25 protein-coding genes are annotated in these 24626 nt (G+C 68.6%); 15 read left to right on the top strand and 10 right to left on the bottom strand.

The window, feature by feature from the left end:
• The first annotated feature begins 23 nt into the window (after positions 1–23).
• The 4 genes from ACZ5LB_RS17115 to ACZ5LB_RS17100 all read left to right on the top strand — a co-directional run bounded on the left by ACZ5LB_RS17115 (position 24) and on the right by ACZ5LB_RS17100 (position 2923).
• Positions 24–755 (top strand): YebC/PmpR family DNA-binding transcriptional regulator, encoded by a 732-nt coding sequence (locus ACZ5LB_RS17115; RefSeq protein WP_464603415.1) that lies wholly within the window; start codon positions 24–26, stop codon positions 753–755.
• Between the two features lie 145 nt (positions 756–900).
• Positions 901–1536, top strand: coding sequence for an RNA polymerase sigma factor (locus ACZ5LB_RS17110; RefSeq protein ID WP_464603414.1), 636 nt, complete (start codon positions 901–903; stop codon positions 1534–1536).
• Positions 1533–2102, top strand: coding sequence for an anti-sigma factor family protein (locus tag ACZ5LB_RS17105; RefSeq protein ID WP_464603413.1), 570 nt, complete (start codon positions 1533–1535; stop codon positions 2100–2102). The genes ACZ5LB_RS17110 and ACZ5LB_RS17105 overlap by 4 nt, the downstream gene beginning before the upstream one ends.
• Positions 2103–2110: 8 nt before the next feature.
• Positions 2111–2923 (top strand): hypothetical protein, encoded by an 813-nt coding sequence (locus ACZ5LB_RS17100; RefSeq protein ID WP_464603412.1) that lies wholly within the window; start codon positions 2111–2113, stop codon positions 2921–2923.
• On the opposite strand, the gene ACZ5LB_RS17095 is transcribed toward ACZ5LB_RS17100, so the two are convergent.
• The 5 genes from ACZ5LB_RS17095 to asd are packed head-to-tail and all read right to left on the bottom strand — an operon-like array spanning position 2920 to position 6767.
• On the bottom strand, positions 2920–3588 hold the full coding sequence (locus ACZ5LB_RS17095; protein WP_464603411.1) for an OmpA/MotB family protein: 669 nt from the start codon (positions 3586–3588) through the stop codon (positions 2920–2922). The genes ACZ5LB_RS17100 and ACZ5LB_RS17095 overlap by 4 nt on opposite strands.
• Positions 3581–4351 carry a motility protein A gene (locus tag ACZ5LB_RS17090; RefSeq protein ID WP_464603410.1) on the bottom strand — a complete coding sequence of 257 codons (771 nt, stop codon included), beginning with the start codon at positions 4349–4351 and terminating at the stop codon, positions 3581–3583. Before ACZ5LB_RS17090 ends, ACZ5LB_RS17095 begins: the two co-directional genes overlap by 8 nt.
• A 58-nt stretch (positions 4352–4409) precedes the next feature.
• The gene (locus tag ACZ5LB_RS17085) at positions 4410–5258 is read right to left on the bottom strand and encodes a tRNA1(Val) (adenine(37)-N6)-methyltransferase (RefSeq protein WP_464603409.1); all 849 of its coding nucleotides are present in this window, start codon (positions 5256–5258) and stop codon (positions 4410–4412) included.
• Entirely contained in the window at positions 5251–5913 is a 663-nt protein-coding gene (gene scpB / locus ACZ5LB_RS17080) for an SMC-Scp complex subunit ScpB (RefSeq protein WP_464603408.1), read from the bottom strand. Before scpB ends, ACZ5LB_RS17085 begins: the two co-directional genes overlap by 8 nt.
• Entirely contained in the window at positions 5910–6767 is an 858-nt protein-coding gene (gene asd / locus ACZ5LB_RS17075) for an archaetidylserine decarboxylase (protein WP_464603407.1), read from the bottom strand. The genes scpB and asd overlap by 4 nt, the downstream gene beginning before the upstream one ends.
• Positions 6768–7047: 280 nt before the next feature.
• Here asd and ACZ5LB_RS17070 point away from each other — a divergent pair, with 280 nt between their 5' ends.
• The 10 genes from ACZ5LB_RS17070 (at position 7048) to htpG (ending at position 18253) form a co-directional block, all read left to right on the top strand.
• Positions 7048–7620, top strand: coding sequence for a 4Fe-4S dicluster domain-containing protein (locus ACZ5LB_RS17070; RefSeq protein WP_464603406.1), 573 nt, complete (start codon positions 7048–7050; stop codon positions 7618–7620).
• 4 nt (positions 7621–7624) lie between these two features.
• Complete coding sequence (locus ACZ5LB_RS17065; protein WP_464603405.1) at positions 7625–8479, top strand: CoB--CoM heterodisulfide reductase iron-sulfur subunit B family protein; 855 nt, start codon at positions 7625–7627, stop codon at positions 8477–8479.
• A gap of 10 nt (positions 8480–8489) precedes the next feature.
• Complete coding sequence (locus tag ACZ5LB_RS17060; RefSeq protein WP_464603404.1) at positions 8490–10481, top strand: 4Fe-4S binding protein; 1992 nt, start codon at positions 8490–8492, stop codon at positions 10479–10481.
• An 11-nt stretch (positions 10482–10492) separates the two neighbouring features.
• The gene (locus ACZ5LB_RS17055) at positions 10493–10930 is read left to right on the top strand and encodes a hydrogenase iron-sulfur subunit (protein ID WP_464603403.1); all 438 of its coding nucleotides are present in this window, start codon (positions 10493–10495) and stop codon (positions 10928–10930) included.
• 7 nt (positions 10931–10937) lie between these two features.
• Positions 10938–11729, top strand: a complete 792-nt coding sequence (locus tag ACZ5LB_RS17050; RefSeq protein WP_464603402.1) for a hypothetical protein — start codon at positions 10938–10940, stop codon at positions 11727–11729.
• 6 nt (positions 11730–11735) lie between these two features.
• Positions 11736–12737, top strand: a complete 1002-nt coding sequence (locus ACZ5LB_RS17045) for a 4Fe-4S dicluster domain-containing protein (protein WP_464603401.1) — start codon at positions 11736–11738, stop codon at positions 12735–12737.
• 13 nt (positions 12738–12750) lie between these two features.
• Positions 12751–13590 (top strand): FAD/NAD(P)-binding protein, encoded by an 840-nt coding sequence (locus tag ACZ5LB_RS17040; RefSeq protein WP_464603400.1) that lies wholly within the window; start codon positions 12751–12753, stop codon positions 13588–13590.
• Positions 13591–13697: 107 nt separating this feature from the next.
• Complete coding sequence (locus ACZ5LB_RS17035) at positions 13698–15746, top strand: S9 family peptidase (protein ID WP_464603399.1); 2049 nt, start codon at positions 13698–13700, stop codon at positions 15744–15746.
• A gap of 174 nt (positions 15747–15920) precedes the next feature.
• Complete coding sequence (locus ACZ5LB_RS17030) at positions 15921–16310, top strand: PilZ domain-containing protein (RefSeq protein ID WP_464603398.1); 390 nt, start codon at positions 15921–15923, stop codon at positions 16308–16310.
• Between the two features lie 77 nt (positions 16311–16387).
• Positions 16388–18253 (top strand): molecular chaperone HtpG, encoded by a 1866-nt coding sequence (gene htpG / locus ACZ5LB_RS17025; protein WP_464603397.1) that lies wholly within the window; start codon positions 16388–16390, stop codon positions 18251–18253.
• A gap of 12 nt (positions 18254–18265) precedes the next feature.
• On the opposite strand, the gene ACZ5LB_RS17020 is transcribed toward htpG, so the two are convergent.
• Genes ACZ5LB_RS17020 through ACZ5LB_RS17000 form a run of 5 tightly spaced genes read right to left on the bottom strand, consistent with a single transcriptional unit; the run spans position 18266 to position 23599 of the window.
• Positions 18266–19801 (bottom strand): hybrid sensor histidine kinase/response regulator, encoded by a 1536-nt coding sequence (locus ACZ5LB_RS17020; protein WP_464603396.1) that lies wholly within the window; start codon positions 19799–19801, stop codon positions 18266–18268.
• A complete protein-coding gene (locus ACZ5LB_RS17015; RefSeq protein ID WP_464603395.1) occupies positions 19798–20229 on the bottom strand; it encodes a response regulator in 432 nt (143 codons plus the stop codon). Before ACZ5LB_RS17015 ends, ACZ5LB_RS17020 begins: the two co-directional genes overlap by 4 nt.
• Positions 20230–20233: 4 nt before the next feature.
• The gene (locus ACZ5LB_RS17010; RefSeq protein WP_464603394.1) at positions 20234–22195 is read right to left on the bottom strand and encodes a PAS domain S-box protein; all 1962 of its coding nucleotides are present in this window, start codon (positions 22193–22195) and stop codon (positions 20234–20236) included.
• A gap of 30 nt (positions 22196–22225) precedes the next feature.
• Complete coding sequence (locus ACZ5LB_RS17005) at positions 22226–22858, bottom strand: CAP domain-containing protein (RefSeq protein ID WP_464603393.1); 633 nt, start codon at positions 22856–22858, stop codon at positions 22226–22228.
• A gap of 21 nt (positions 22859–22879) precedes the next feature.
• Positions 22880–23599, bottom strand: a complete 720-nt coding sequence (locus ACZ5LB_RS17000) for a response regulator transcription factor (RefSeq protein WP_464603392.1) — start codon at positions 23597–23599, stop codon at positions 22880–22882.
• 59 nt (positions 23600–23658) lie between these two features.
• On the opposite strand from ACZ5LB_RS17000, the gene ACZ5LB_RS16995 reads away from it, so the two are divergent.
• Positions 23659–24621 (top strand): glycosyltransferase, encoded by a 963-nt coding sequence (locus ACZ5LB_RS16995; protein ID WP_464603391.1) that lies wholly within the window; start codon positions 23659–23661, stop codon positions 24619–24621.
• The last annotated feature ends 5 nt before the right edge of the window (positions 24622–24626 follow it).

The raw sequence follows: 24626 nt of genomic DNA, 5'->3' as shown, positions 1-24626 counted from the left end.
CCTTCCCCTTTTTCGGAGTTTCCATGTCAGGCCACAGCAAATGGTCCACGATCAAGCACAAGAAAGGCGCCGCTGACGCCAAGCGGGGCAAGGTCTTCACCCGGATCCTCAAGGAGATCACGGTTGCGGCCCGCCTGGGAGGCGGGGATGTGGGCGCCAACCCCCGGCTGCGCCTCGCGGTGGACACCGCCAAGGCCGCCAACATGCCCAAGGACAACTGGGAGCGCGCCATCAAGAAGGGCACCGGCGAGCTGGAGGGGGTGACCTACGAGGAGGTGGTCTACGAGGGCTACGGCCCCGGAGGCGTGGCCATCATCGTGGAGGCCCTCACCGACAACAAGAACCGCACCACCCCCGAGGTGCGCAGCTACTTCTCCAAGTTCGGCAACGAGCTGGGCGCGGCGAATTCCGTCTCCTACATGTTCACCAAGCAGGGCGAGATCGTCGTGGACGGCGAGGTGGCCGAGGACCAGGTCATGGAAGTGGCCCTGGAGGCCGGCGCCGACGACGTGCAGGGCGAGGAGGGGGCCTGGATCATCAGCACCGACCCCGCCCAGTACCAGGCCGTGAAGGACGCCGTGGACGCCGCCAAGCTCCCCGTGCTGGAAGCCAAGATCATCCGCACCTCCGCCGTGCGGGTCGACATGAACAACGACAAGCTCAAGAGCTTCCTCAAGCTCATCGACCTGCTGGAAGACAACGACGACGTGCAGAACGTCTGGACCAACGCGGACTACGACGAGCCCGAGGAGTAGGGTTCCACAATCCTTGGAAGGGGGCGGCGCCGGGCAACCGGCCCGCCCCTTTCCATATCCATTATTAGACGAGGGATTCGCTTCCCATCAACGTTCCGGGTGATGGGACGGTATAAGTAGGCATGGACCCATGGAAAGCATACCTATGGCACCGGATGCCCTGGTGATGGACGGCCTGGATATGGCCACGGCCGCGGCCCCTCCTGCCGGAACGGATCCGGCGGACAGGGCGGTGGCGCAGGTCCGGGCCGGTGACACCGAGGCGTTCGGCCTCTTGGTGGACCTGACCCAGACGCGCGTGCTGGGCCTGGCCTGGCGCCTCCTGGGGGACCGGGACCAGGCCCGGGATGCGGCCCAGGAAGTCTACCTCCGGGCTTTCCGTTCCCTGGGAACCTTCCGCCTGGGGGAAAGCTTCCCGGCCTGGGTGCACCGCATCACCGTCAATGTCTGCATGGACCAGGTCCGGAAACGGGGGCCGGCGACGGCGGTCGTGGACCTCGCCGACGCCCCTGCAAACGCGGGGAATGGGCTGGAGCCCGCAGAGGAGGCCGTGCTGCGCGCGGAACGCAGGGCGCTTGTGTTGCGGGCCCTTGGCGGGCTCACGCCCGGGGAGCGTGCCGCCCTCGTCCTGCGGGACCTGGAAGCCCACTCGACCGAGGAGGCCGCCAGCATCCTGGGGGTCAAGGCCGTGACGGTGCGCAGCCAGATCTGCTCCGCCCGCGCCAAGGTGCAGGCATTCTGCGCAGAAGCCGTATGGATGAAGAAGGAGGGGTCGAGATGAACTGCGAAACCGTCATGGCACTCCTTCCCCTTTGGATCGAAGGCGATCTGGACAGCTCCGGGGCCGGAGCCCTGGCGACCCATCTGGACCGATGCGAGCCCTGCCGCGCCGCCGCCACCGCCCTGCGCGAAAGCCAGACCTGGCTCCGGCGCGGAGCTGAGCCTCCGTTCGGCCCGGCGGACTTCTCCGCCCTGCGCGCGGAGGTCATGACGGTGGTCCGCCAGGAACCTGCGCCCCGCTCCGCGCGCCGGCGCTACCTGGTGCCTCTGGCCATGGCCTCCGCGGCGGTGGCTGCGATTTCCCTCCACCACCGACCCGTTCGCTCCATGCCCTCCGCCCAACCCGCAAACGTTGTCCCGGAACCGCCCCAAGCCCCCCCCGTGGCGTCACGGAAGGTCGCCGGCCCCCCCCCGCATCCGCCACGGGCGAAGCCCATCGCCCCAGCCGCCCCCGAAGCACCCGCCATCAGCCGCATTGAATACCAGACCGCCGATCCGACCATCCGCATCATCTGGCTCGCCCAGGCGGATAGGCCCGGCCCCGACGCAATCCCCACCACCCGTTAGGAGGAAACATGCCTTTACGCATGCCCCTGCGCATCCTCGCCATCGCCGCCCTGTCTGCGTTCCCGGCCTTCAGCCAGGCCCCTGCTCCGAAACCCGCCGAGGTCCCGGCCGAAGCCAAGGACTCGGAGTTTGTCACCACGCGGGAATTCACCGGCAAGCTGTTCATGGTCAAGAACCAGTCCGCGGGAATCCTTCATGGCGCTCTGCGCCCGCTCCTTAGCGGCTTCAAGGGCAGCCGGATCGTGCCGTTGGACCGGGACGGCCTGCACCTCATCACGGTCCGGGATTTTCCGGAGAACGTCGCCGCCGTGGAAGCGGCCCTGGCCCGGCTCGACGTGCCGCCCCCGCCCCGCAAGGACGTGGACATCACCATCCAGGTGCTTTTCGCGTCCCGCCAGGAACTGCCGGGTACCGGCGTTCCCGACGAGCTCAAGGACGTGGTCGCCGCGCTGCGCTCCACCCTGAACTACCGCGGGTTCACCTCGGCAGCCTCCTTCCATCAGCGCACCCTCGATGGCGCCTCAAACCTGTATGGCGTGGGCCAGACGCCCTTGCCGGCCCTGGATGGGAAGGGCGAATTCACCCCGCTGGAATTCCGGTGGCAGGTGGGCTCGGTGCGCCTGGCCCAGGTCCCCGGCGCTGCCCCGACCTTGACCTTGCACGGCTTCAACCTGCGCAGCATCGACTTCAATACCCGCAGCGAACTCGCCAGCATGAGCACCGACCTCACGCTGAAGGCCGGGGAAAGGGTCGTGGTGGGCACGTCCCTTCTCAAGGGGCGCGGGCTCGTCGTCATCGTCACCGCACGCCAGGTGGATTAGTTCCGTTCCGTCGCCTTCTGGAAGCGGAACTTCACCCGCCTCTGCAGGGCCCTGCCCTCGGGGGTGCCGGGGTCGCCCTCCATCTGGGCGTCGCCGTGGGCCTCGGCGGCCAGGAGGGCCGGGTCCATGCCCAGGGCCACCAGGTGGCGCACCGCGGTCATGGCGCGCTGGGAGCTGAGCTCCAGGGCGTCCTGGCCCTTGGCCCGGCCCTGCTCGCCCGGGGCGGCGTGCCCTTCGCACACCAGGGCGTAGCCGGGGTACTGCAGGGCGATCTCCGAGATGCGCTTCATCATGGGTTCGAAGGTGGGGTCGAAGGCGGAGCCGCCCTCGCCGAAGAGGAGGCCGCCCCGGAAGCGCACCACCTGCATCTTCACGCCGTGGTCCTGGCCCTCCACGGGCTTGAGGTCGTTGAGGAGCTTCTCCAGGTCCGCGGCGCGTTCCGGGGCGATGCCGGTGTGGCCGGGGAGGACGCCTTCGCCCTTGGCGCCCAGTTCGTGCTGCAGGGCCAGGAGCACCTCCTGCACCTTGCGCTGGTCCTGGGAGGTGAAGGCGTAGATCACGGCGAAAAAGGCCATGAGCTGCACCATGAGGTCCGCGAAGGTGATGAACCACAGGCCCTCGAAGTCGTCCTTCCGGCGCAGGGACCGGCTGAGGATCCTAGCCACGGGGGGCTCCGGCCCGCCGGGTCTTGAACCGCGGAGCCAGGGACGCGTTGAGCTGCTCCTCGAGCTGGCCGGGGTTCATCTCGTCGGCGATGCCCAGGACGCCTTCGAGGATGAGCCGCTTGCGCTGGGCCTCCTCGCGGCTGCGCAGTTCCAGCTTGCCGGAGATGGGCAGGGCGAAGAGGTAGGCGATGACGGCGCCGTAGAGGGTGGACAGGAGCGAGAGCGCCATGCCCAGGCCGATGCCGCTGGGATCCTTGAGGCTCGCGAAGAGGTGCACCATACCGATGAGGGTGCCCACCATGCCGAAGCTGGGGGCGGCGGTGGCGATGAAGCGGAAGATCTCCTGGCCAAGGGAATGGCGCTCCTGGGTGGCGAAGATCTCCTGGCTGAGCACGTCGTTGATGTGCTCCCGGTCCACCCGGTCCACCACCATGCGGATGCCGGCCTGCATGAACAGGTCCGCCGGCAGGTGCCGCTCCAGGCCGAGGATGCCCTCCCTCCGGGCCCGCTGGGACAGGCCCACCAGCTCGTTGACGATCTCCTGGTGGGCGGCGGGGTGGGTGAAGAACGCCTGGGTGGCCACGCCGAAGGCCCCCCGCACCGCGCCCAGGGGAAAGCGGATGAGGGTCGAGGCGATGACGCCCCCCACCACCACGATCATGCTCTCCGGGTGGAGGAAGTACCGGGGATTGGGCCCCAGGGAGATGGCCAGCACCAGAAGGCCGAGGCCCAGGAGCAGGCCGATCAGGGTTCCACGATCCATGGGGCGCCTCGAAGGGATGGATGACAGCTAGAGGTTATCAAGGAATTCCCGTGCCGTTTCAGCCCGTCGCGAGGCCGGGGGGAAACCCCATGGCCAGGCGGACCCGGGCGATGGAAGGATCCACGCTGCCGTCGCGCCTGCGGATGGTGATCGGCGGCGCCACCGCGGGGAACCCCGCGGCCTCCCCGAACCCTTCGGGCAGGTCGCCCTTCCGGCACCCCGCGAACAGCGCGATGCCGTACGGGTCCCCCTCCTTGAACACCACGTCCTGGCGGTGCATGAGGAGCAGGCCCGCCTCCTGGTAGGCCCGTTCGGCCCGGTCGATCTGGTCCGAGGGGAAGACGCAGGCGAAGATCCCGCCCGGCGCCAGGATGCGGGCGGCGGCCTTGGCGTAGTCGCCGATGTCCCCCCGCACCTCCAGCCGGGCCGGAATGGCCTGGGGATGGGCGGCCTCGGCCTTGGATCCCACGGGCCAGTAGGGCGGCGACCCGGTCACCAGGTCGAAGGGCGCCTCGTCCTGGAACAGGGCGGGGTCGCGCAGGTCCCCTTCGTGGATGGTGTACCGGTCCTGGAGGCCGTTGTAGGCCACGCTCTTGCGGGCCAGGCGCGCGGAGATGGCCTGGGCCTCCACGGTGTGGATCCGGGCGCCCGGGCAGCGCCAGGCCACGGAGGTGGCCACGCTGCCGATGCCCGAGCCCAGGTCCGCCACCCGGCCCGGCCTCGGGCACCAGGTGGTGCCGTACCAGGCGGTGAGGATGTCGTCGGTGGAGAAGCGGTGGCCGCGCTTGTACTGGAACAGCCGGTAGTGGCCGGTGATGAAGTCCAGGGTCTCGCCCTCCTCGGGCTCGATGCCGCCGGGGGGCCTGGGGCCGGGCCGGGTCCAGCCCTTGTACACGTCGTCAGTCATCGGTCTCCCCGGATTCGTCCCCGACGCCGTCGAAAAGGCCCCCTTCGGGCAGGGGCGGCTCCAGGCGCGCCAGGGCCAGGGCCTCCAGGTTCGCCTCGCCGAAGTCCCCCAGCCGGGGCAGGTCGTTGAGGCTGCGCAGTCCGAAATGCACCAGGAACTTCATGGTGGTGGCCCACATCATGGGCCGGCCCACCACCGCCTTACGGCCGGCGGGGGTGATGAGCTCGCGCTCGGCCAGGCTCTTCACCTGGGTGGAGCAGCTGGTGACCCCGCGCAGCTCGTTGATCTCGGGGATGGTCACCGGCTGGCGGTAGGCGATGATGGCCAGGGTCTCGATCTGGGCGGGGGTGAGCTTGCCGCTGCGGGTGATGGTCACCAGGCGGCTGATCAGGGCCTGGTACTCCGGGGCCGCCGCCATGCGCCAGCCTCCGCCCACTTCCAACAGCCGCAGGCCCCGGGGAGGCACCAGGCGCTCCGCGAGCTTGTCGAGGCCCAGGCGGAGGGTTCCTTCGCCCAGCCCGGTGAGCTCTTTCAGCCGGGCCATGTCCAGCACCTCGCCGCTGGCCACCAGCACCGCCTCCAGGGCGCCGGGCAGGTCCCCGCCGGCCTCCCACAGGGGCTCGGAATCCTGGAAGATCCCGGTATCGTCCGTCACCGGAAACGCCCCAGGCGCTGACCCACGCGCACGGGGCCCGCCACCGGCGCCGGCTCCCACCGGGCGGCTCCGGGCCCGCCGATGAGCAGCACCACGGTGCTCCCGAACTGGAAGGTTCCCAGGTCGTCCCCGGGGGCGCAGGGCAGGAGGTCCACGGGAAGCGAACCGTCCCTGGGCAGGGACCGGCCCCCGAGCCACCGCCCGTCGATGATCACGCCGCCCACGTGGGTGGCGCCCACCGCCACCGCGGCCACTTCCAGCCCCTCGTCGGGGCCCGTGCCCAGGGCCACCCACGTGGCCCGGCGGTTGCGTTCGTAGAGGCGGGGCACGTGGGCGGTGCTGGCGCCGTTCACGGGCCAGAGCTCGCCCTCCACCCGGCCCACGGCCGTGACCAGGCCGCGGATGGGCACGTGGATGCGGTGGTAGTCCCGGGGGGAAAGGTAGAGGGTCAGGTAGTGGCCGCCCTCGAAACGGGCCGCGGCGGGGTCGTGCTTGAGCAGTTCGCCGATGGCGTAGGGCAGGCCCTTGGCCTGGATGGCCTGGCCGGCCTGGATCCGGCCCGAGGCGATGAGGGCGCCGTCCACGGGGCTGTTCACGCACCCGGGGACCTCGTCGGCCTGGGGCCGCAGGCCGGGCTTGAGGCGCCGCGTGAACAGGGCCTGGAGGCTTGGATAGTCCGCCAGGGGCCGCTCGGCCTCGGTCATGTCCAGCCCGTAGGCCCGCACGAAGCGCCCCAGGACCGCCTGCCGGAGGCCTCCGGGGAGCGCGCGCCCCGCGGCCCACCCCGCCGCGGCCGAGCCGAGCTTCTTGGGGTACACGCGCAGGAGGGAAAGGGAAAGGGGCCAGGAAGTCATTGCCAACCAAGTTATCACGCCCAAGGCACAGCCCAGGACCAGGAGGATCCGGAGCCGTCCGGAGCGCAGAATCAATTTGCCCATGGACTTAAATTAACCTACCTGATTAGTCATGTTATATTCGATCTTTTTTTATTGATTGGAGTCACATTTCGGACGTCCATGCCTTTAAACCAGTGATAATCAAGGTTCCCCGCACCCCTCGGCCCCTCTCCACCAAGACGGCTCAAGGCAGACACCCGGGGAAACCCCAGTCCCTCCAACGACGTAGGAGACGCCCATGTCCAGTGCTCCCCATGCACCCGCCCCAGGGGATTCCCTCGCCGCCCGCCTTCGCCATGAGGCCGGCATCAACCTCAACCACTGCTACCAGTGCGGCAAGTGCGCCGCCGGGTGCCCGGTGGCCGAGGACATGGACAACACCTCCTGCCAGACCCTGCGCCTCCTCCAGATGGAGCGGCCCGAACTGGACCGGCGCGTCCTGGAAAGCGAAGCCATCTGGCTGTGCCTGGGCTGCGAGACCTGTTCCACCCGCTGCCCCCAGGAGGTGGAGGTGGCCAAGGTGATGGACTACGTCCGCGAAGCCTCCCTGGCCCTGGATCTGGCCCATCCCAGGAGCCGGGACATCCTGGCCTTCCACCGGGCCTTCCTGGACTCCATCCGCACCACCGGCCGGCTCTACGAGATCGGCCTGGTGGCCAACTACAAGCTGCGCAGCCGCCACCTGCTGAAGGACGTCAACCTCGCCCCGAAGATGTACGTGCGCGGCAAGCTCCCCCTGCTGCCCCACTTCATCAAGGGCCGCAGCGGCATGAAACGGATCTTCCAGCTCACGCTGGGAAGGAAGAGGTGACCCCATGAAGATCGGCTACTACCCCGGGTGTTCCCTCCTGGGCTCCTCCAGGGAGTTCGACGAATCCGTCAGGGCCCTGGCCCAGGCGCTGGACCTCGAGCTGGTGGAGGTCCCCGACTGGAGCTGCTGCGGCGCCTCCAGCGCCCACGTGCTGGACCACAGGCTCGCCCTGGCCCTGCCCGCGCGCATCCTGGCCCAGGCCGAGGCCGCCGGCCTCACGGAGATCCTGGCCCCCTGCGCGGCCTGCTACAACCGCCTCGCCACCGCCCGGGACACCCTGGAGAAGGATCCCGCCCTGGCCCGGGACATCGAGGCCGTCATCGGCCAGCCCGTCACCGGCAACGTGCGAATCGTCAACGTCCTGGAAGTGCTGGACCGGTTCAGGGACGTCATCCCCGGCAAGATCACCAAGCCCTTCGCCCACAAGGTGGCCTGCTATTACGGGTGCCTCCTGGTCAGGCCCGCCAAGGTCCTGAAGTTCGACCGCCCCGAGGACCCCCGGTCCATGGACCGCCTCATGGCCGCCGCGGGCGCCGATCCCCGGGAATGGAACTTCAAGACCGAATGCTGCGGCGCGGCCTTCTCCGTCACCCGCACCGACCTGGTGGCGAAGATGAGCGGAAAGATCGTGGCCGACGCCGTCAGGCACGGCGCCGAGGCGATCGTCGTGGCCTGCCCCATGTGCCAGTCCAACCTGGACATGCGCCGGCCCGAAATCAACGCGCGGCTGGGCGCCGAGCACACGATCCCCGTCCTGTTCATCACCCAGGCCCTGGGCCTGGCGATGGGCATCGACGCCACCAAGCTGGGGCTGCAGCGGCACATGGTGCCCGCCGTCATGACCCCCGCGGCCGTCTGAGGAGCCTAGGATGTCACGTATCGGCGTATTCACCTGCCACTGCGGAGAGAACATCGGCGCCACCGTGGACTGCGCGAAGGTCGCGGAGCGAACCCGCAGCGTCCCGGGCGTCGTCCACAGCGTGGACTACAAGTACATGTGCTCGGACCCCGGCCAGTCCATGATCAAGGAGGCCATCAAGGAGCACGGCCTCACCGGCGTGGTGGTGGCGGCCTGCTCCCCCCGCATGCACGAGCCCACCTTCCGCAACGCCGTGGAGGAGGCCGGGCTGAACCCCTACCTGTGCGAGATGGCGAACCTGCGTGAGCACTGCTCCTGGGTGCACGAGAAGGGCGACGCCACCACCGACAAGGCCGCGGACCTCATCCGGGTCATGGTGGAGAAGGTCAAGCACAACACGCCGCTCCACCCCATCCGCGTGCCCGTCACCAAGCGCGCCCTGGTGCTGGGCGGGGGCATCGCCGGGATCCAGGCGGCGCTGGACATCGCCAACGCCGGCCACAAGGTGGTGCTGGTGGAGAAGTCGCCTTCCATCGGCGGCCACATGAGCCAGCTCTCGGAGACCTTCCCCACCCTGGACTGCTCCCAGTGCATCCTCACCCCCCGCATGGTGGAGGCCGCACGCCATCCCAACATCACCCTCATGACGTACTCGGAGCTGGAGAAGCTGGAAGGCTTCATCGGCAACTTCAAGGCCACCATCCGCCGGAAGGCCCGGCAGGTGGACGAGAAGCTCTGCACCGGCTGCGGCCTGTGCATCACCAAGTGCCCCAACAAGAAGATCCCCGACGAATTCAACGAGGGCCTCGGGAAGCGTTCGGCCATCTATGTCCCCTTCCCCCAGGCGGTGCCCAACAAGCCCGTCATCGACAAGCTCAACTGCACCTTCTACAAGTCTGGCAAGTGCAAGGTCTGCGAGAAGATGTGCCCCACCGGCGCCATCCGCTTCGACCAGCAGGACGAACTGGTCACCCTGGACGTGGGCGCCATCGTCCTGGCCACGGGCTTCAAGGTGATGCGCACCGACAAGTTCCCCGAGTACGGCTACGGGAAGTACGCGGACGTCATCGACGGCCTGCAGTTCGAGCGCCTCGCCTCGGCCTCCGGGCCGACCCTGGGCGTCATGAAGCGCCCCAGCGACGGCAAGGAGCCCGAGACGGTCGTGTTCGTGGCCTGCTCGGGCAGCCGCGACCGGGCCAAGGGCGTGCCCTACTGCTCGAAGATCTGCTGCATGTATACCGCCAAGCACGCCATGCTCTACAAGCACAAGATGCACCACGGGAAGGCCTACGTCTTCTACATGGACATCCGCAGCGGCGGCAAGGACTACGACGAGTTCGTGCGCCGGGCCATCGAAGAGGACGACGTGAAGTACATCCGCGGCCGGGTGTCGCGCATCTACGAGGAGGACGGCCAGCTCATCGTCAAGGGCGCCGACACCCTCATGGGCGGCGAGCCGGTGGAGATCAAGGCCGACATGGTGGTGCTGGCCACCGCCGTGCAGGCCCAGGACGGATCGGAGGAGCTGGCCCAGAAGCTCCACGTGAGCTACGACCCCTACCACTTCTTCGCAGAGAGCCACCCCAAGCTCAAACCCGTGGAGACCAACACCGCCGGCATCTACCTCGCCGGGGCCTGCCAGGCCCCCCGGGACATCCCCGAGACCGTGGCCCAGGCCTCGGGCGCCGCCGCCAAGGTCGCCGCCCTCTTCAGCCGGGACGAGCTCACCCGCGAACCGGTGGTGGCCGTCGTGAACCGGCTTCCGGCCCCCACGTTCTCCTACTGCGTGGGCTGCTTCCTGTGCCAGAGCGCCTGCCCCTACCAGGCCATCGAGGCGGAGGAGATCCGCGGCCGGGACGGAACGCTGATCAAGACCCTCGCCAAGGTGAACGCCGGCCTCTGCCAGGGCTGCGGCACCTGCGTGTCGACCTGCCGCACCAAGGCCATCGACATCCAGGGCTTCAGCAACGAACAGATCTTCGCCGAACTCATGACCCTCTGAGGGGATGAAAAATGACTGAACCCTTCGAACCGAAAATCACCGCCTTCGTGTGCAACTGGTGCACGTACGCCGGCGCCGACCTCACCGGCACCAGCCGCATCAAGTACCAGTCCAACGTGCGGGTGCTGCGCCTGCCCTGCACGGGGCGCATCGACTTCATGCTGCTGGCCAAGGCCTTCGCCCGGGGCTCGGACGGCGTGATCGTCTCGGGGTGCCACCCCAACGACTGCCACTACACCTCCGGGAACTACCACGCCCGGCGGCGGTGGATGATCTATCGCGACCTCATGGACTTCATGGGCATCGACACGCGCCGGGTGACCTTCTCCTGGGTGTCGGCCGCCGAGGGGGCCCGCTGGGCCGAACTGGTGAACGAGGTCACCACCTCGGTGCGGGAACTGGGCCCCTACACCGAGTATAAGGAACTCGCCCTGACCGGCGTGGAGTGAGGGGACCATGGACCTGAGAGAAAAATCCCGGCAGCTCCTGGAAAGCGGCGACGTGAAGGCCGTCATCGGCTACGAGCGGGGCACCATGGACACCCGGCGCCCGGCCTTCATCCGCAAGGCCGAAAGGGCCGGCCGCCTCGTCTTCGACGAGGCCTGCGCCCAGAACCTGGCCACCTACCTCACCCGCCCCGAAGTCAAGAAGCTCGGCCGGGTGGCCATCGCCGCCCGGCCCGACACCCTGCGCGCCATCCTCCAGCTCATGGCCGAGCGCCAGGTCAAGGAGGAGAACGTCCTCGCCCTGGCCGGGGACGGCACGGTGGAGCTCGCCACGGCCCAGGCCATCGAGGAGCACCTGGCCACCTGCGCCAAGGAGCTTCCCGCCCGGGACCGCGAGATCCTCGAGCGCCTCTCGAAGATGGACCGCGCCCAGCGCTGGGCCTTCTGGCAGGCCGAGCTGAGCCGGTGCGTGAAATGCTACGCCTGCCGCAACAGCTGCCCCATGTGCTACTGCGGCCATTGCACCATGGACTGCAACCGCCCCCAGTGGGTCCCCGTGGCCAGCCACGCCCTGGGCAACCTGGAATACCACATGGTCCGGGCCATGCACCTGGCGGGACGCTGCGTGGAGTGCGGCGACTGCGGCCGCGCCTGCCCCGTGGGCATCCCCATCCACCTCCTCACCTTCAACTGCGAGGAGAGCGTGCACCTCCAGTTCGGCCAGAGGGCCGGGGCCAGTTCGAAGCTGGACTACGCCCTTTCCACCTTCCGTCCCGACGACAAAGAGTCCTTCATCCGGTAGGGTGCCATGGCAGACAACTTCTTCCTCCCCCAAGCCTCCCTCGACGCGCTGTTCGCGGCCCTCGCCGGGGACGGCCGGCGCATCCTGGCCCCCACGGACCGCGACGGGCGCACGGAGCTGAACCCCGTGACGAGCCCGGGCGACGTGGCCAAGGACTACCTCCAGACCATCCTTTCCGCCAAGGAGGCCGCCTTCCCCAAGGTGGAGCGGCTCATGAGCTTCACCACCGGCTCCGGATCGGTGGACCTCAAGGACGCTGAGCCCCACGCGATCCCCACCGTCCTCTTCGGCATCCGCCCCTGCGAGGCGTCCGGCTTCAAGGCCCTGGACGCGGTGTTCAACTGGGACACCCGGGACCGGTTCTTCAACGCCCGCATGGAGGCCCTTTCCATCATCGGCGTGGGCTGCACCCGGAAGGACGACGCCTGCTTCTGCACCAGCGTCGGCGGCGGACCGGGTTCCACGGCGGGCAGCGACATCCTGCTCACCCCCGTGGAGGGCGGCTTCCTGGCCGAGGTCCTCACGGAAAAGGGCAAGGCGATGGTGGCCCTGGCCCCCGGGGCCTTCAAGGCCGATCCCGGACTCGAGAAGAAGGTCGTGGAGGTCCCGGTGGCCTTCGACCAGCCCGGCCTCACGAAGCGGCTCAAGGACCGGTTCGAGGACGGCATCTGGGTCGAGCAGAGCCTCCGCTGCGTGGGATGCGGCGCCTGCGCCTACGTGTGCCCCACCTGCGTGTGCTTCGACATCGTCGAGGAGGCCGACGCCAAGGGCGGCCACCGCCTGCGCACCTGGGACTCCTGCGGCGGGCACATGTTCACGCTCCACGCCTCCGGCCACAACCCCCGCGAGACGCAGGCCCAGCGTTGGCGCCAGCGGGTCTACCACAAGTTCTCGTACTACCCCGAGCGCTACGACATGCTCGGCTGCGTCGGGTGCGGCAAGTGCACCCGGGCATGCCCGGTGGACATGAACCTCCAGGAGCACCTGGCGGAAGCGGCCCAGGCCTGAGGGAGACACGACCATGACCGACACCAACATCTATCTCCCCCACCTCATGCGGATCGCGAAGATCACGCAGGAGGCCCCCGCCGTGAAGACCTTCCGGCTGGAATTCATGGACGCGGCCGCCGCCGAGGCCTTCACCTTCGAGACGGGCCAGTTCGGCCTCTACAGCGCCTTCGGCGAAGGCGAGTCCACCTTCTGCATCGCCTCCTCCCCCACCCGCAAGGGCTACATCGAGTGCACCTTCCGCGAGGCGGGCCGGGTGACCGCGGCCCTGGCCGACAAGGAGGAGGGCGACGTGGTGGGCTTCCGCGGCCCCTACGGCAACCGCTTCCCCATCGAACAGTGGAAGGGGAAGAACCTGGTCTTCATCGCCGGCGGCATCGCCCTGCCCCCCCTGCGCAGCGTCATCTGGAACTGCCTGGACCTGCGGGACTGGTTCAAGGACATCACCATCGTCTACGGCGCCCGGAGCGTCGCGGATCTGGTGTACAAGGACGAGCTCAAGGAATGGGAGGCCCGGCCCGACGTGAACCTGGTGGTCACCGTGGACCCCGGCGGCGACGTCCCCGGCTGGACCGGCAAGGTGGGCTTCGTCCCCCCCGTGGTGGAGGCGCTCAACCCCAGCCCCGACAACACCGTCGCCCTGGTGTGCGGCCCCCCCATCATGATCAAGCTCACGCTTCCCGTGCTGGCCAAGCTGGGCTTTTCCCCGGAGGCCATCTACACGACCCTGGAGAACCGCATGAAGTGCGGCCTGGGCAAGTGCGGCCGGTGCAACACGGGCAGCAGCTACGTGTGCAAGGACGGGCCGGTCTATACGCTTGAGCAGCTGAACAGCCTACCGGCCGAGTACTAGAGGGCTGTCTGGCCTTCGGGGCGTGGTCCGCCCCTGGACACTGGAGCGAAAGGCCGTTCGCAGTATCATATAACGATGCCATCCCCAAGGTATGGCCAGGAGGAAGCATGCTTCGGTCGCTGACGCTGTCCCTGCTCTGCGGGACCATGGCCCTACCCGCCGTCGCGGCGGGGCCCCACCCCATATCCATCCACGATCTCCTGGCCATGGAGCGCCTGGGGGATCCGCGGGTCTCGCCCGACGGCGCGACCTTCGCCTTCGCGGTGGGCACGCCGGACCTGGCCGCCAACAAGACCGCCCACGACCTGTACCTGGGCGACGTGGCCGGCACCTGGACGCGGCGCATCACCGCGCCGGGCACCTCCAATTCCCAGGCGCGCTGGGCCCGGGACGGCAAGGCCCTGTTCTTCGTGTCGAGCCGGTCGGGTTCGTCGCAGGTGTGGCGCCTGCCGCTGGACGGGGGCGAGGCGGTGCAGGTGACGAAGCTGCCGCTGGACGTGGACGCCCTGGAGGTGGCCCCGGACGGCAAGTCGCTGCTGCTGGGCATGGCCGTCTTCCCGGGCAAGTCCCCCGCCGAGACGAAGAAGCTCATGGAGACGAAGGAGGCCGCCAAGGCTTCCGGCATGGTCTTCGACGCCCTCATGGCGCGCCACTGGGACACTTGGTCCGACGGCACCCGCAACCACGTCTTCACCTTCGACCTCGCCAGCGGCAAGGCCCGCGACCTGATGCCGGCCATGGACGCCGACTGCCCCACCAAGCCCTTCGGCGGCGCCGAGGACTTCGCCGTCACCCCCGACGGCAGGGAACTGGTCTTTTCCGCCAAGGACATGGGCCGGGCGGAGGCCTGGACCACCAACTTCGACCTCTTCTCGGTGCCCATGGACGGCTCCGCGGCGCCCCGGCGCATCACCACCAACCCCGCCTGGGACGCCCAGCCCCGCTTCTCCCCCGACGGCAGGACCCTGGCCTACCTGGCCATGAGCCGCCCCGGCTTCGAGGCGGACCGCTTCGACATCGTGCTGCGCGACTGGGCCACGGCCAAGGAGCGCAAGTTCACCCTGCGCGTGGACGCCACGCCCCGGGGTGACCGGTCCGCGGGCACCATCGCCTGGTCCCCGGACGGCAAGACCCTCTACTGCCTGGCCGAGAACCTGGGCCAGCGGGCGCTGTTCGCGGTGGATCCGGCCACGGGCAAGGCCTCGCTGGTCGTGGGCCAGGGCACCCTGGACGGGATCGAGTTCGCCAAGGGCGGGCGCATCCTCTACGGCATGAACTCGCTCAAGGGCCCCACGGAGTTCTACACCGTGGACGCCGCGGGCAAGGACATCCGCCAGGTCACCCACTTCAACGACGCGCGCATGGCCGCGGCGAAGACCGGCAAGGCCGAGCAGTTCACCTTCAAGGGCGCCAAGGGCGACACCGTCTACGGCTATCTGGTCTACCCGGTGGACTTCGACCCCGCCAAGAAGTACCCCGTGGCCTTCCTGGTCCACGGCGGCCCCCAGGGCACCTTCGGCAACGACTTCCACTACCGCTGGAACCCCCAGATCTACGCGGGCGCCGGCTACGCCGCGATCTGCGTGGACTTCCACGGCTCCACCAGCTACGGCCAGGCCTTCACCGACGCCATCCGCAAGGACTGGGGCGGCGCCCCCTTCGAGGACCTCATGAAGGGCCTGGACCACATGCTGGCCAAGCATTCCTTCCTGGACAAGGACCGCGTGGGCGCCCTGGGCGCGTCCTACGGCGGCTTCATGATCAACTGGATCGCCGGGCACACCGACCGTTTCAAGACCCTGGTGTGCCACGACGGCAACCTGGACGAGCGCATGGCCTACTACGACACCGAGGAACTGTGGTTCCCCGAATGGGAGCACGGCGGACTGCCCTGGGAGAATCCCGAGGACTACGCCAAGAACAGCCCCATCGAGTTCGTGAAGAACTGGAAGACGCCCATGCTCGTCATCCACGGCATGAAGGACTACCGCATCCCCTACGCCCAGGGGCTGGCCACCTTCACCGCCCTGCAGCGCAAGGGGATCCCCTCCAAGCTGCTCATCTTCCCCGACGAGAACCACTGGGTGCTCAAGCCGGCCAACTCCCTGCAGTGGCACGAGAACGTGCTGGGGTGGCTGGACCGCTGGCTCAAGTAGGCGGATCCGGATCTCTACGGAAAGAGGGGGCCGCGGCCCCCTCTTTTTGTGTGCCCATGGGCCATTTATGGACGTTTCATCCCCAGGAACTATATTGATCCCGCAAGGATCCGCCCGCGCCGGGTACGGAGAACCGCCAGCGGGCCGGTGGCCCTGCGGCTCGCGGAGGCGACGATGGAAAAGAGGCTGCATCCCCGCATTTCCACTGAGAAAACGTGCACGGCCAAGTTCAGGGTGGGGGATCGGACCTGGACCGGCGAGGAGGTGCGGGACCTGGGCGCCCGGGGCTGCGGCATCCGGATCCCCCTGGCCGACCTGGGGTTCCTGACGCCGGGCGTGGTGACTGAATCCCTGCGCCTGAGCCACCCCGGCGTTCCGCAGGAGCCCGTGAAGGGCAAGGTCGTGTGGACCCACCGCACTCGGCACCACGGCAAGGAGTACGTGGACGCGGGCCTGGCGTTCACGGATCTGCCCGGAAGATTCGTCGTGGAACTTGAGGCCTACCTCAATCTCGCGGCCATCAACAGCACGCCGTTCATCGACATGTTCGGAATGCCCACCTGACCGGCTCGCGCGGCACGCCCTCTCGAAGATTTCGCCATACTCTGGTAAAAAGAAATTTTCACCAGGGAGCGCCACGCATGTCCGAAAAGCACGCATTCAAGAGTGAACTGCAGCAGGTCCTCAACCTCATCACCCACAGCCTCTATTCCCACAAGGAGATTTTCCTCCGGGAGCTCATCAGCAACGCCAGCGACGCCATCGACAAGATCCGCTTCAATTCCCTGCAGAACGATCCCCTCCTCGAGGGCGACCGGGACTGGAAGATCCGGCTGTCGGTGGACAAGGAGGCCCGCACCCTCACCGTCTCGGACAACGGCATCGGCATGGACCACGACGCGGTGGTGGAGAACCTGGGCACCATCGCCAAGTCCGGCACCAAGGCCTTCCTGGAAAATCTCCAGCACGCCGACGCCGCCGCCAAGCCGGGGCTCATCGGGCAGTTCGGCGTGGGGTTCTACTCCGCCTTCATGGTGGCCGACAAGGTGACCGTCGTTTCCCGCGCCGCCGGGGCAAGCTCCGCGGTGCGGTGGGAATCCGACGGCCTGGGCGAATTCACGGTGGACCCCGCCGAGCGCGCTGGACGGGGCACCGACGTGGTCCTGCACCTGAAGGAGGACGAGAAGGAGTTCCTGACCGAATACCGCCTGCGGGGCATCGTCAAGCAGTTCTCCGACTTCATCGAGCACCCGGTGGTCATGGACGTGGAGAAGGGCGAGGGGAAGGTGGAGGAGGAGACCCTCAACTCCCGCAAGGCGCTCTGGCTGCGCAGCAAGGTGGACGTGACCCCCGAGGAGCATGAGGCCTTCTACCGGCAGATCTCCGACGACTACGACGCCCCCGCGAAGGTGATCCACTACGCCGCCGAGGGCACCCTGGAGTTCAAGGCCCTGCTCTACATCCCCAAGCGCAAGTCCTGGGATCTGCAGTTCGCCGAACCCAAGGTCGGGCCCCGGCTCTACATCAACCGCGTGCAGATCATGGACCACTGCGAGGCGCTGCTGCCCCCCTACCTGCGCTTCGTGAAGGGCGTGGTGGACTGCTCCGACCTGCCCCTGAACGTGAGCCGCGAGCTCCTCCAGCACAACCCCCTGCTGGAGAAGATCCAGAAGAGCCTGGTGAAGAACGTCTTCCAGGCCCTCAACGACCTCAAGACGAACGAACCCGAGGTCTACGAAGGCGTCTTCAAGGAACTGGGCCCCTTCCTCAAGGAGGGCCTGGCCCGGGATTTCGCCAACCGTGAGCAGATCTGCGACCTGCTCCTGGTGGGCAGCCTGAAGACCGAGGCCGGCAAGACCACCACCCTGGCCCAGTACGTGGAGGCCAAACCCGAGGACCAGAAGGACATCTACTTCCTCACCGGCGAGGACAGGGCGGTGCTCGAGCACGCGCCGGCCCTGGAGGCCTACCGGCACCGCGGCTGGGACGTGCTGCTGCTCACCGACCCCATCGACGCCTTCGTGTTCCCCACCCTGCCCGACTACAAGGGCCTGGCCTTCAAGGCCGCGGACCGCCACCAGCCCGAGCTGGAGCCCGAGGAGAAGAAGAAGGAGGAGGAGGCCACGGAGGCCTTCAAGCCCCTGCTGGGCCTGCTCAAGGGCCTCATCGGCGGCCTGCGCGACGTGCGCCTCACCCGGCGCCTCAAGGAGAGCGCCTCCTGCCTCACTTCCGACGAGGACGCCATGGACCCCCACATGGAGCGCCTGCTCCAGAAGCTGGGCCAGGGCGCCGGCACCCAGGAGCGGATCCTGGAGCTCAACCCGGATCATCCGGTGGTCAAGGGCCTCCTGGAGATCCACGCCAAGGACATGACCGACCCCCGCATCGAGGCCTACGGCCGCCTCCTCCACGACCAGGCCCTGCTGGCCGAGGGTTCCCGCCTGGCGGACCCCACCGGCTTCGTGAAGCGGCTCAACGACCTGATGATGAAGGACGCCCTGCGGTAGCCAGGACTGCCCCTACCCCACCACCCGGGCGATGTGGTCCTGGAGCACCTTCAGGGAGAAGGGCTTCTTGAGGAACTCCAGGAACCCGAATTCCCGCGCGACCTTGGTCCCGGCCTCCTCCGAGAACCCGCTGCAGAGGATGGCCTGGGCCCCGGGGTCCTCCCCGCGGATGGCCCTGAAGGCGTCGGGACCGCTCATGCGGGGCATGGTCGCGTCCATGAGGATGAGTCCCACGGCATCCCGTTCCCGGCGGTGGAGTTCCACGGCCTCGATGCCGTCGCGGGCCTGGAAGACGGTGTAGCCCAGGGTGTCCCGCAGGTACTCGGCCAGGGTCTCCTGCAGGTCCTCGTCGTCGTCCACGAGGAGGATGGCCCGCCGGCCCCTGGGGACCGGGACGGGTTCGGGTGCGGGCTCCACGGCCCCGGCGGGGGGGAACAGGAGGCGGATGGTGGTGCCGCTGCCGGGGGCCGAACGCACCCAGAGGCCTGCGCCGTGGCCCTTGAGGATGCCCAGGGCGGTGGCGAGGCCCAGGCCGCGGCCGGGCCGGTACGTGGAGAAGAAGGGGTCGAAGGCGCGATCCAGGACCTCCCGGGTCATGCCGGAGCCGGCGTCCTCCACGGCCAGGCACACCAGGGGGCCCGCGCTGGCGGGGGGATGGATCCAGTGTCCGGAGGCGGGGTCGCCCTCGCCCAGGTGCTGGACCCGGGTCGTGATCCGGATGAGGCCCCCCGCCTCGCCCAGGGCTTCCCGGGCGTTGGCCACGAGGCCGTCGAGCACCTCGCACAGCTGGGCCGGGTCCCCTTCCACCCCGGGGAGGTCCTCGCCCGGATCGAAGCGGATGCCGGCGCCGCGGCGGCCTTCCAGGCATTCCTGGACCATGCGGTTGAGGTCCAGGGCCTCGGACCGGCGGAAGCCCTTGCCGGAAACGTCCAGCATGCGGTGGGCGAGGGCCGAGGCCTTGGCCAGCACCTTGAGGGCCCGGACCACGGCGACGCGGGCCGCCACGGGGGGGGTGGTCTCCAGCGAGGCCACCTCCAGGTTGCCCTGGATGGCCTGGAACAGGTTGTTGAAGTCGTGGGCGATGCCCCCGGCCATGCGGCCCAGGCTTTCCATCTTCTGGGTGTTGCGCAGGACGGCCTCCGCGGCCTTGAGCTGCTCCTGGGCCTCCCGCAGCCTGCGTTCCACCGCCACCGCGTGCAGGGCCCGCTCCACGGCGCCGGGCAATGCCCCCAGGAAATGGGCGTCCTTCACCAGGTAGTCCAGGGCGCCCTTCTTCATCATCTCCACGGCAATGCGCTCGTCGCCGCTGCCGGTGGTGACGATGAAGGGGGGCATCTCCACCCGTTCGATGATCTGGACCGCCGTCATGTCCGGCAGGGAGAAGTCCAGGATGGCCAGATCGGGGCGCCGTCCGGCCAGGATCTCCAGGGCCTCCCGGCCCGTGGCGGCATGGAGGAAGCCCCACTCCCGCTGGCCGATCTCCTCCCGCACCAGTTCCGCCAGGCCCAGGTCGTCTTCCACCAGCAGAATGAGCATCGGCTCGGTCATGGGTCAGCCACCTGGATCATTGGAAGGAACCGCCCCAGGAGCGTGAGGGCCGCCGAGAAGGCCTCGAAATTCCTGGGCTTGGTGATGTAGAAATTGCACCCGGCATCATAACAGACCGCCACCTCCCTGGGATCGTCCGTGGTGGTCAGCATGATGACCGGCGTCCGCCGGGTGCCAGGGTCGCCCTTCAGGCGGCGCAGGACCTCCACGCCCCCCACCCGCGGCATGTTGATGTCCAGGAGGAGCAAGTTCCGGCCCTCCCGCCCGGGGCCCTGGAAGTAGTCCAGGACCTCCTGCCCGTCCCGGAAGCGCAGGATGGGACCCGCCAGCCCCGCTTCCTGGAGGTGCTCCCGGATCAGGACGGCATGGCCCTCGTCGTCCTCGGCGATGAGGATGGTCACGGTCTCGAAGGGCTGGAGGAGCGGCATGGGATCACCCGCGGGGAAGTTCGAGGAAGAAACGGGAACCCAGGCCGGGCGTGGAGGCCACCCGCACCCGGCCGCCGTTGCGCTCGGCCATGCGGCGCACCAGGGTGAGGCCCAGGCCTTCGCCCGGGACGGGGCCCTGGGGGTCCAGGCGCTGGAAGATCTCCCAGATGCGGTCCTGGTGCTCGGTGCTGATGCCCACGCCGTTGTCCTCCACGCAGTATTCGCTCACGTCCCCCGCCACCCGGCCGTAGACGCGCACCCGCAGCGGGCGGTCCCCGTGGCGGTACTTGACGGCGTTGTCCAGGAGGTTGGCCACGATCTGGGTGGCCTGGGCCGCGTCGGCGACGCAGGGCGGAAGGTCCTCCACCTGGAGGGTTCCCTCCACGCTCTCGAACTGGTAGGCCAGGGTCTTGGAGCAGGAGGCCAGCACGGCGTTCATGTCCAGGGGCCCGGTGCGCAGCACCATGCGCCCGGCCCGCGAGAGGGTGAGAAGGCCGTTGATGATGGCGTCCATGCGGATGCCCGAGGCGCGGATGAACTCCAGGGAGGAGGGCATCCGCTCCTGCAGGTGCGGGGCGGCGGCGGCCGCGAAACCCTCCAGGGACCCGGCCCCCTCCAGGGTCCTGCGCAGTTCCTCCAGGGACCTGCCCAGGCGCTGGCTGAAGCCCTGGATGTTCACCAGCGGGCTGCGCAGGTCGTGGGATGCCACGTAGAGCAGCGTCTCCAGTTCCTTGTTCTTCTGCTCCAGCTCGTCCAGGAGGCGTTCCCGTTCCCGCTCCACCCGTTTCGCGGCGGAGATGTCTGTCACCAGGATGGCCAGCGCGGTGATCGCCCCCTGGGCGTCGTGCACCGAGGCCAGGGAGATCCGCGATTCCAGGACGGACCCGTCCCGGCGCCGCAGGCCCGCGTCGAAGGACTCCGAGGCCGCGGGGCGCCGGAGGATGGCCATGGACTCCAAGTAGGGGAGGGAGGCCTCGGAGACGAAGGCCGAGTAGTGCTTCCCCAGCATCTCGCCGGGCTGGTACCCCCCCATTTCCGCCAGGCGCTGGTTGCAGAAGGTGAGGGCGCCCGTGGCATCCATCAGGGCCAGGCCCTCGTTGAGCGTCTCCACCACCACCCGGTACTTCTCCTCGCTGGCCCGCAACGCCCGGGTGGCCTCCACCTTGCCGGACACGTCGTCGCCCAGCAGCAGGAGGAGACGCTCGCCCCGGCTCGTGAAGGGGACGAGGTGGACCACCGCCCACACCTCCTTGCCGAAGGTGGAGGTGAAATGGACTTCCAGGGTCTGGTCGGCGCCCGTGGCCAGGGCCCGGTCCGCGGCCTCCCTCAGGCCGGTCTCCTTCCAGGAATCCAGCCGCCGGAAGTTCTGCTGGAGGAGGTCGGCGGTGCTTCCCTGGAGGATCCGGCCGGCGGCCTCGTTGGCCATGACGCAGGCCCCGTCCGCCTCCCGGTAGAGCAGGATGGCCGTGGGCGATGCGGCGATGAGCTTCTGGTTCAGGGACAGGACCTCGGCCAGGTCCATCTGGGCCTCCACCCGGTCCGACACGTCCTCCATGAACCAGAGCACGCCCTCCTCGGGCCGGCCCGGCACGAAGGGCCCTCCCACCAGGTAGGCCCAGAAGGGGCTCCCGTCCACCCGGCGCATGCGCACCTCGCCCCGGAAGGCCGAGCCCGGCTCCGCGAGACCGGCGACGATCCCGCCGAAGGCCGCGTAGGCGGCCTCGTCCTGGTGCCAGCCCTGGGTCCCCACCCCGGCCAGGGACTCGGCGTCCGCGCCCAGGAGGGCGGCACACCGGGCGTTGGCCCAGACCACCTTGCGGTCCCGGAGGAGCACGACCCCCATGGCCGAGTCCTCCAGCGCGGCGAGGGTTCCCCCGCGTCCGGCCCGGCGCGACCCGCGGGCCCGGGCCAGGCCCGCGATGGCCGCGCCCAGCAGGAGACCGATGGCGAGCGTGAGGTAGGGCATGGGGGATCCGGAGAGACCTTTACCCTATCACTAGGGCTCGCGCAGGGGCGTCACGGCGTCGGCGAGGTCGACCACCACCATGGTGCCGTAGGCCTTGTGCTCCCCGATGGCGGCCCCGGCCACCCGGAACCTGGGGTCGAAGAGGTTGCGCCGGTGGCCGCGGTCCTTCACCCCGTCGTCGATCACCAGCATGATCACGGTCATGCGGGGCGTCTCCAGGCCGTAGTTGATCACCTCGCCCACCAGGGAGCCGGGGTCGGCGTACCGCCGGACCCGCGCGCCGGGGCGGGACCCGTCGGTGCCGGCGTGGCCCGTTTCACCCGTGGGCCCCTGGTCGCGCACGTGGTCCCTGGCGGCCAGGTGGAGCTCCTCGCTGTAGGCGACGAAGGCCGTCACCGGCTCCACCCGTTCGAGGAATTCCGCGGCCTCGATCACCGCGGGCCGGCCCTCGTTGGTGCGGATGGGCACGTGGTCCGCCAGGCGCCAGAGGGTGCCCTCGAAGCGCAGGCCCAGGGCCCGCAGATACTTGGCGTATTCCCGGGGGAACCTGCGGATCTTGTTGATCTCGCGGACCACGGCGAGCTCGTCCGGAGTGGAGCGCGGAGCCGGCTGGGCCCCGAGGCAGAGCACCGACAGCATCGCGGCCGCCAGGACACGGAACATGGTCACCCCCGTGGGGGGATTCTACTCCTCCCCGCGCCGGGGCGTGCCCTCGGGATCGAAGACGTACCCCACGCTGCGCACGGTGTGGACCCACCGGGGAACGTGGGCGTCCTTCTCCATGGCCCGGCGGATGCGGACGATGAAGTTGTCGACGGTGCGCGTCGTGGGATAGGTCTCCTCACCCCAGACCTTGTCCAGGATGTCGGTGCGGCTCACCACCTGGCCGGCCTGCTCCATGAGGAGCTTGAGGATCATGCATTCCTTGACGCCCAGCACGAAGGCGCCGTGGGGACCTTCCCCGCAGAAGTTCTCGAAGTCCACCCAGAACTCCCCGAACCGCTGGCGGCCGCTGAGGCTGCGGTTGCGGTACCAGTCCTCCCGGCGCAGGATAGCCCGGATCCGCAGGAGCAGTTCGGTCACCTGGAAGGGCTTGCCCAGATAGTCGTCGCCCCCCGTCTCGAACCCCCGGACCCGGTCGTCCTCGGTGTTCTTGGCGGTGAGGAAGAGGATGGGCGTGTAGTTCTTGGCCTCGCGCACCTGCCGGCAGACCGTGAACCCGTCCATGCCCGGAAGCATCACGTCCAGGATCACCAGCTCGTAGTGCCCGGCCAGGATGCGCTTGAGGGCGTCGTCCCCGCGGGTGACCCAGGTGCAGGGCAGGCCTTCCAGTTCGAGGTTGAGCTTGATCCCCTCGGCCAGGCTGAGCTCGTCTTCTACCAGGAGGATCTTGGGTTCATTCATGGCGGGCTCCTGCAGGTCCCCGTGTGTTGAGGTTAGAATGGTGCCAATCGGAGTCCCGGATGGTTCCCTATCTCAGTATCGTAATTCCCATCTATAACGAAGAGGCAAATATTACCAACCTTTGGGCGCGCCTGTCCAAGGTCCTGGGGGAGAACTGGCCGGGCCCGGAAAAAAACTGGGAGGTGGTGTTCACGGACGACGGCAGCCGGGACCGGTCCCTGGAGATGCTCCTGGACATCGCCGCCGGGGAGCCCCGGGTGACCGTGGTGGAGTTCAACCGGAACTACGGCCAGCATTCGGCCATCTTCGGGGCCTTCGCCGTGGTGGCGGGGCAGGTGATCGTGACCATGGACGCCGACCTGCAGAACCCGCCCGAGGAGATCCCCCGGCTCGTGGCCAAGATCGAGGAGGGCTTCGACGTGGTGGGCGGCTGGCGCCAGGGCCGCACGGAAAACGACAGCTTCTTCCGCACCATGCCCAGCAAGATCGTCAACGCCGTCACCCGCAAGACCACCGGCGTCCGGCTCCACGACTACGGCTGCATGCTCCGGGCCTACCGGCGGGAGATCGTGGACGCCATGCTCCTCTGCAAGGAGCGCTCCAGCTTCATCCCCGCCCTGGCCAACAGCTTCGCCAAGCGCATCGCCGAAGTCCCCGTGGGCCATGCCGAAAGGGCCGCGGGCGAATCGAAATACGGCTTCTGGAAGCTCATCAACCTCCAGTTCGACCTCCTCACCAGCTTCTCCCTGCTGCCCCTCCAGATGCTGAGCGTCCTGGGGGTGTTCATCTCCCTCCTGGGCATCGGGTTCGGCATCGCGCTCATGGTCTACCGGATCCTCCACCCCGAGGGATCCGTGGGCGGGGTCTTCACCCTGTTCGCCGTCCTCTTCTTCTTCGTGGGCGCCCAGTTCCTGGCCTTCGGTCTCCTGGGCGAATACATCGGGCGGATCTACCAGGAAGTGCGGGACCGCCCCCGCTACGTCGTCAAGAAGCAGCACCGCACGGAACCCGGCCAGGACTGACCCCC

Source organism: Mesoterricola sp. MK458 (assembly GCF_055384935.1).
Note: the sequence above shows the minus strand (reverse complement) of the source record. Positions and strands in the feature narration are given on the sequence as shown.

Excerpts from the sequence above, each read along its gene's own strand:
- ACZ5LB_RS17115 (WP_464603415.1), top strand. The coding sequence starts at position 24 with ATGTCAGGCCACAGCAAATGGTCCACGATCAAGCACAAGAAAGGCGCC.
- ACZ5LB_RS17110 (WP_464603414.1), top strand. The coding sequence starts at position 901 with ATGGCACCGGATGCCCTGGTGATGGACGGCCTGGATATGGCCACGGCC.
- ACZ5LB_RS17105 (WP_464603413.1), top strand. The coding sequence starts at position 1,533 with ATGAACTGCGAAACCGTCATGGCACTCCTTCCCCTTTGGATCGAAGGC.
- ACZ5LB_RS17100 (WP_464603412.1), top strand. The coding sequence starts at position 2,111 with ATGCCTTTACGCATGCCCCTGCGCATCCTCGCCATCGCCGCCCTGTCT.
- ACZ5LB_RS17090 (WP_464603410.1), bottom strand. The coding sequence starts at position 4,351 with ATGGATCGTGGAACCCTGATCGGCCTGCTCCTGGGCCTCGGCCTTCTG.
- ACZ5LB_RS17085 (WP_464603409.1), bottom strand. The coding sequence starts at position 5,258 with ATGACTGACGACGTGTACAAGGGCTGGACCCGGCCCGGCCCCAGGCCC.
- asd (WP_464603407.1), bottom strand. The coding sequence starts at position 6,767 with ATGACTTCCTGGCCCCTTTCCCTTTCCCTCCTGCGCGTGTACCCCAAG.
- ACZ5LB_RS17070 (WP_464603406.1), top strand. The coding sequence starts at position 7,048 with ATGTCCAGTGCTCCCCATGCACCCGCCCCAGGGGATTCCCTCGCCGCC.
- ACZ5LB_RS17065 (WP_464603405.1), top strand. The coding sequence starts at position 7,625 with ATGAAGATCGGCTACTACCCCGGGTGTTCCCTCCTGGGCTCCTCCAGG.
- ACZ5LB_RS17060 (WP_464603404.1), top strand. The coding sequence starts at position 8,490 with ATGTCACGTATCGGCGTATTCACCTGCCACTGCGGAGAGAACATCGGC.
- ACZ5LB_RS17055 (WP_464603403.1), top strand. The coding sequence starts at position 10,493 with ATGACTGAACCCTTCGAACCGAAAATCACCGCCTTCGTGTGCAACTGG.
- ACZ5LB_RS17050 (WP_464603402.1), top strand. The coding sequence starts at position 10,938 with ATGGACCTGAGAGAAAAATCCCGGCAGCTCCTGGAAAGCGGCGACGTG.
- ACZ5LB_RS17045 (WP_464603401.1), top strand. The coding sequence starts at position 11,736 with ATGGCAGACAACTTCTTCCTCCCCCAAGCCTCCCTCGACGCGCTGTTC.
- ACZ5LB_RS17040 (WP_464603400.1), top strand. The coding sequence starts at position 12,751 with ATGACCGACACCAACATCTATCTCCCCCACCTCATGCGGATCGCGAAG.
- ACZ5LB_RS17035 (WP_464603399.1), top strand. The coding sequence starts at position 13,698 with ATGCTTCGGTCGCTGACGCTGTCCCTGCTCTGCGGGACCATGGCCCTA.
- ACZ5LB_RS17030 (WP_464603398.1), top strand. The coding sequence starts at position 15,921 with ATGGAAAAGAGGCTGCATCCCCGCATTTCCACTGAGAAAACGTGCACG.
- htpG (WP_464603397.1), top strand. The coding sequence starts at position 16,388 with ATGTCCGAAAAGCACGCATTCAAGAGTGAACTGCAGCAGGTCCTCAAC.
- ACZ5LB_RS17020 (WP_464603396.1), bottom strand. The coding sequence starts at position 19,801 with ATGACCGAGCCGATGCTCATTCTGCTGGTGGAAGACGACCTGGGCCTG.
- ACZ5LB_RS17015 (WP_464603395.1), bottom strand. The coding sequence starts at position 20,229 with ATGCCGCTCCTCCAGCCCTTCGAGACCGTGACCATCCTCATCGCCGAG.
- ACZ5LB_RS17010 (WP_464603394.1), bottom strand. The coding sequence starts at position 22,195 with ATGCCCTACCTCACGCTCGCCATCGGTCTCCTGCTGGGCGCGGCCATC.
- ACZ5LB_RS17005 (WP_464603393.1), bottom strand. The coding sequence starts at position 22,858 with ATGTTCCGTGTCCTGGCGGCCGCGATGCTGTCGGTGCTCTGCCTCGGG.
- ACZ5LB_RS17000 (WP_464603392.1), bottom strand. The coding sequence starts at position 23,599 with ATGAATGAACCCAAGATCCTCCTGGTAGAAGACGAGCTCAGCCTGGCC.
- ACZ5LB_RS16995 (WP_464603391.1), top strand. The coding sequence starts at position 23,659 with ATGGTTCCCTATCTCAGTATCGTAATTCCCATCTATAACGAAGAGGCA.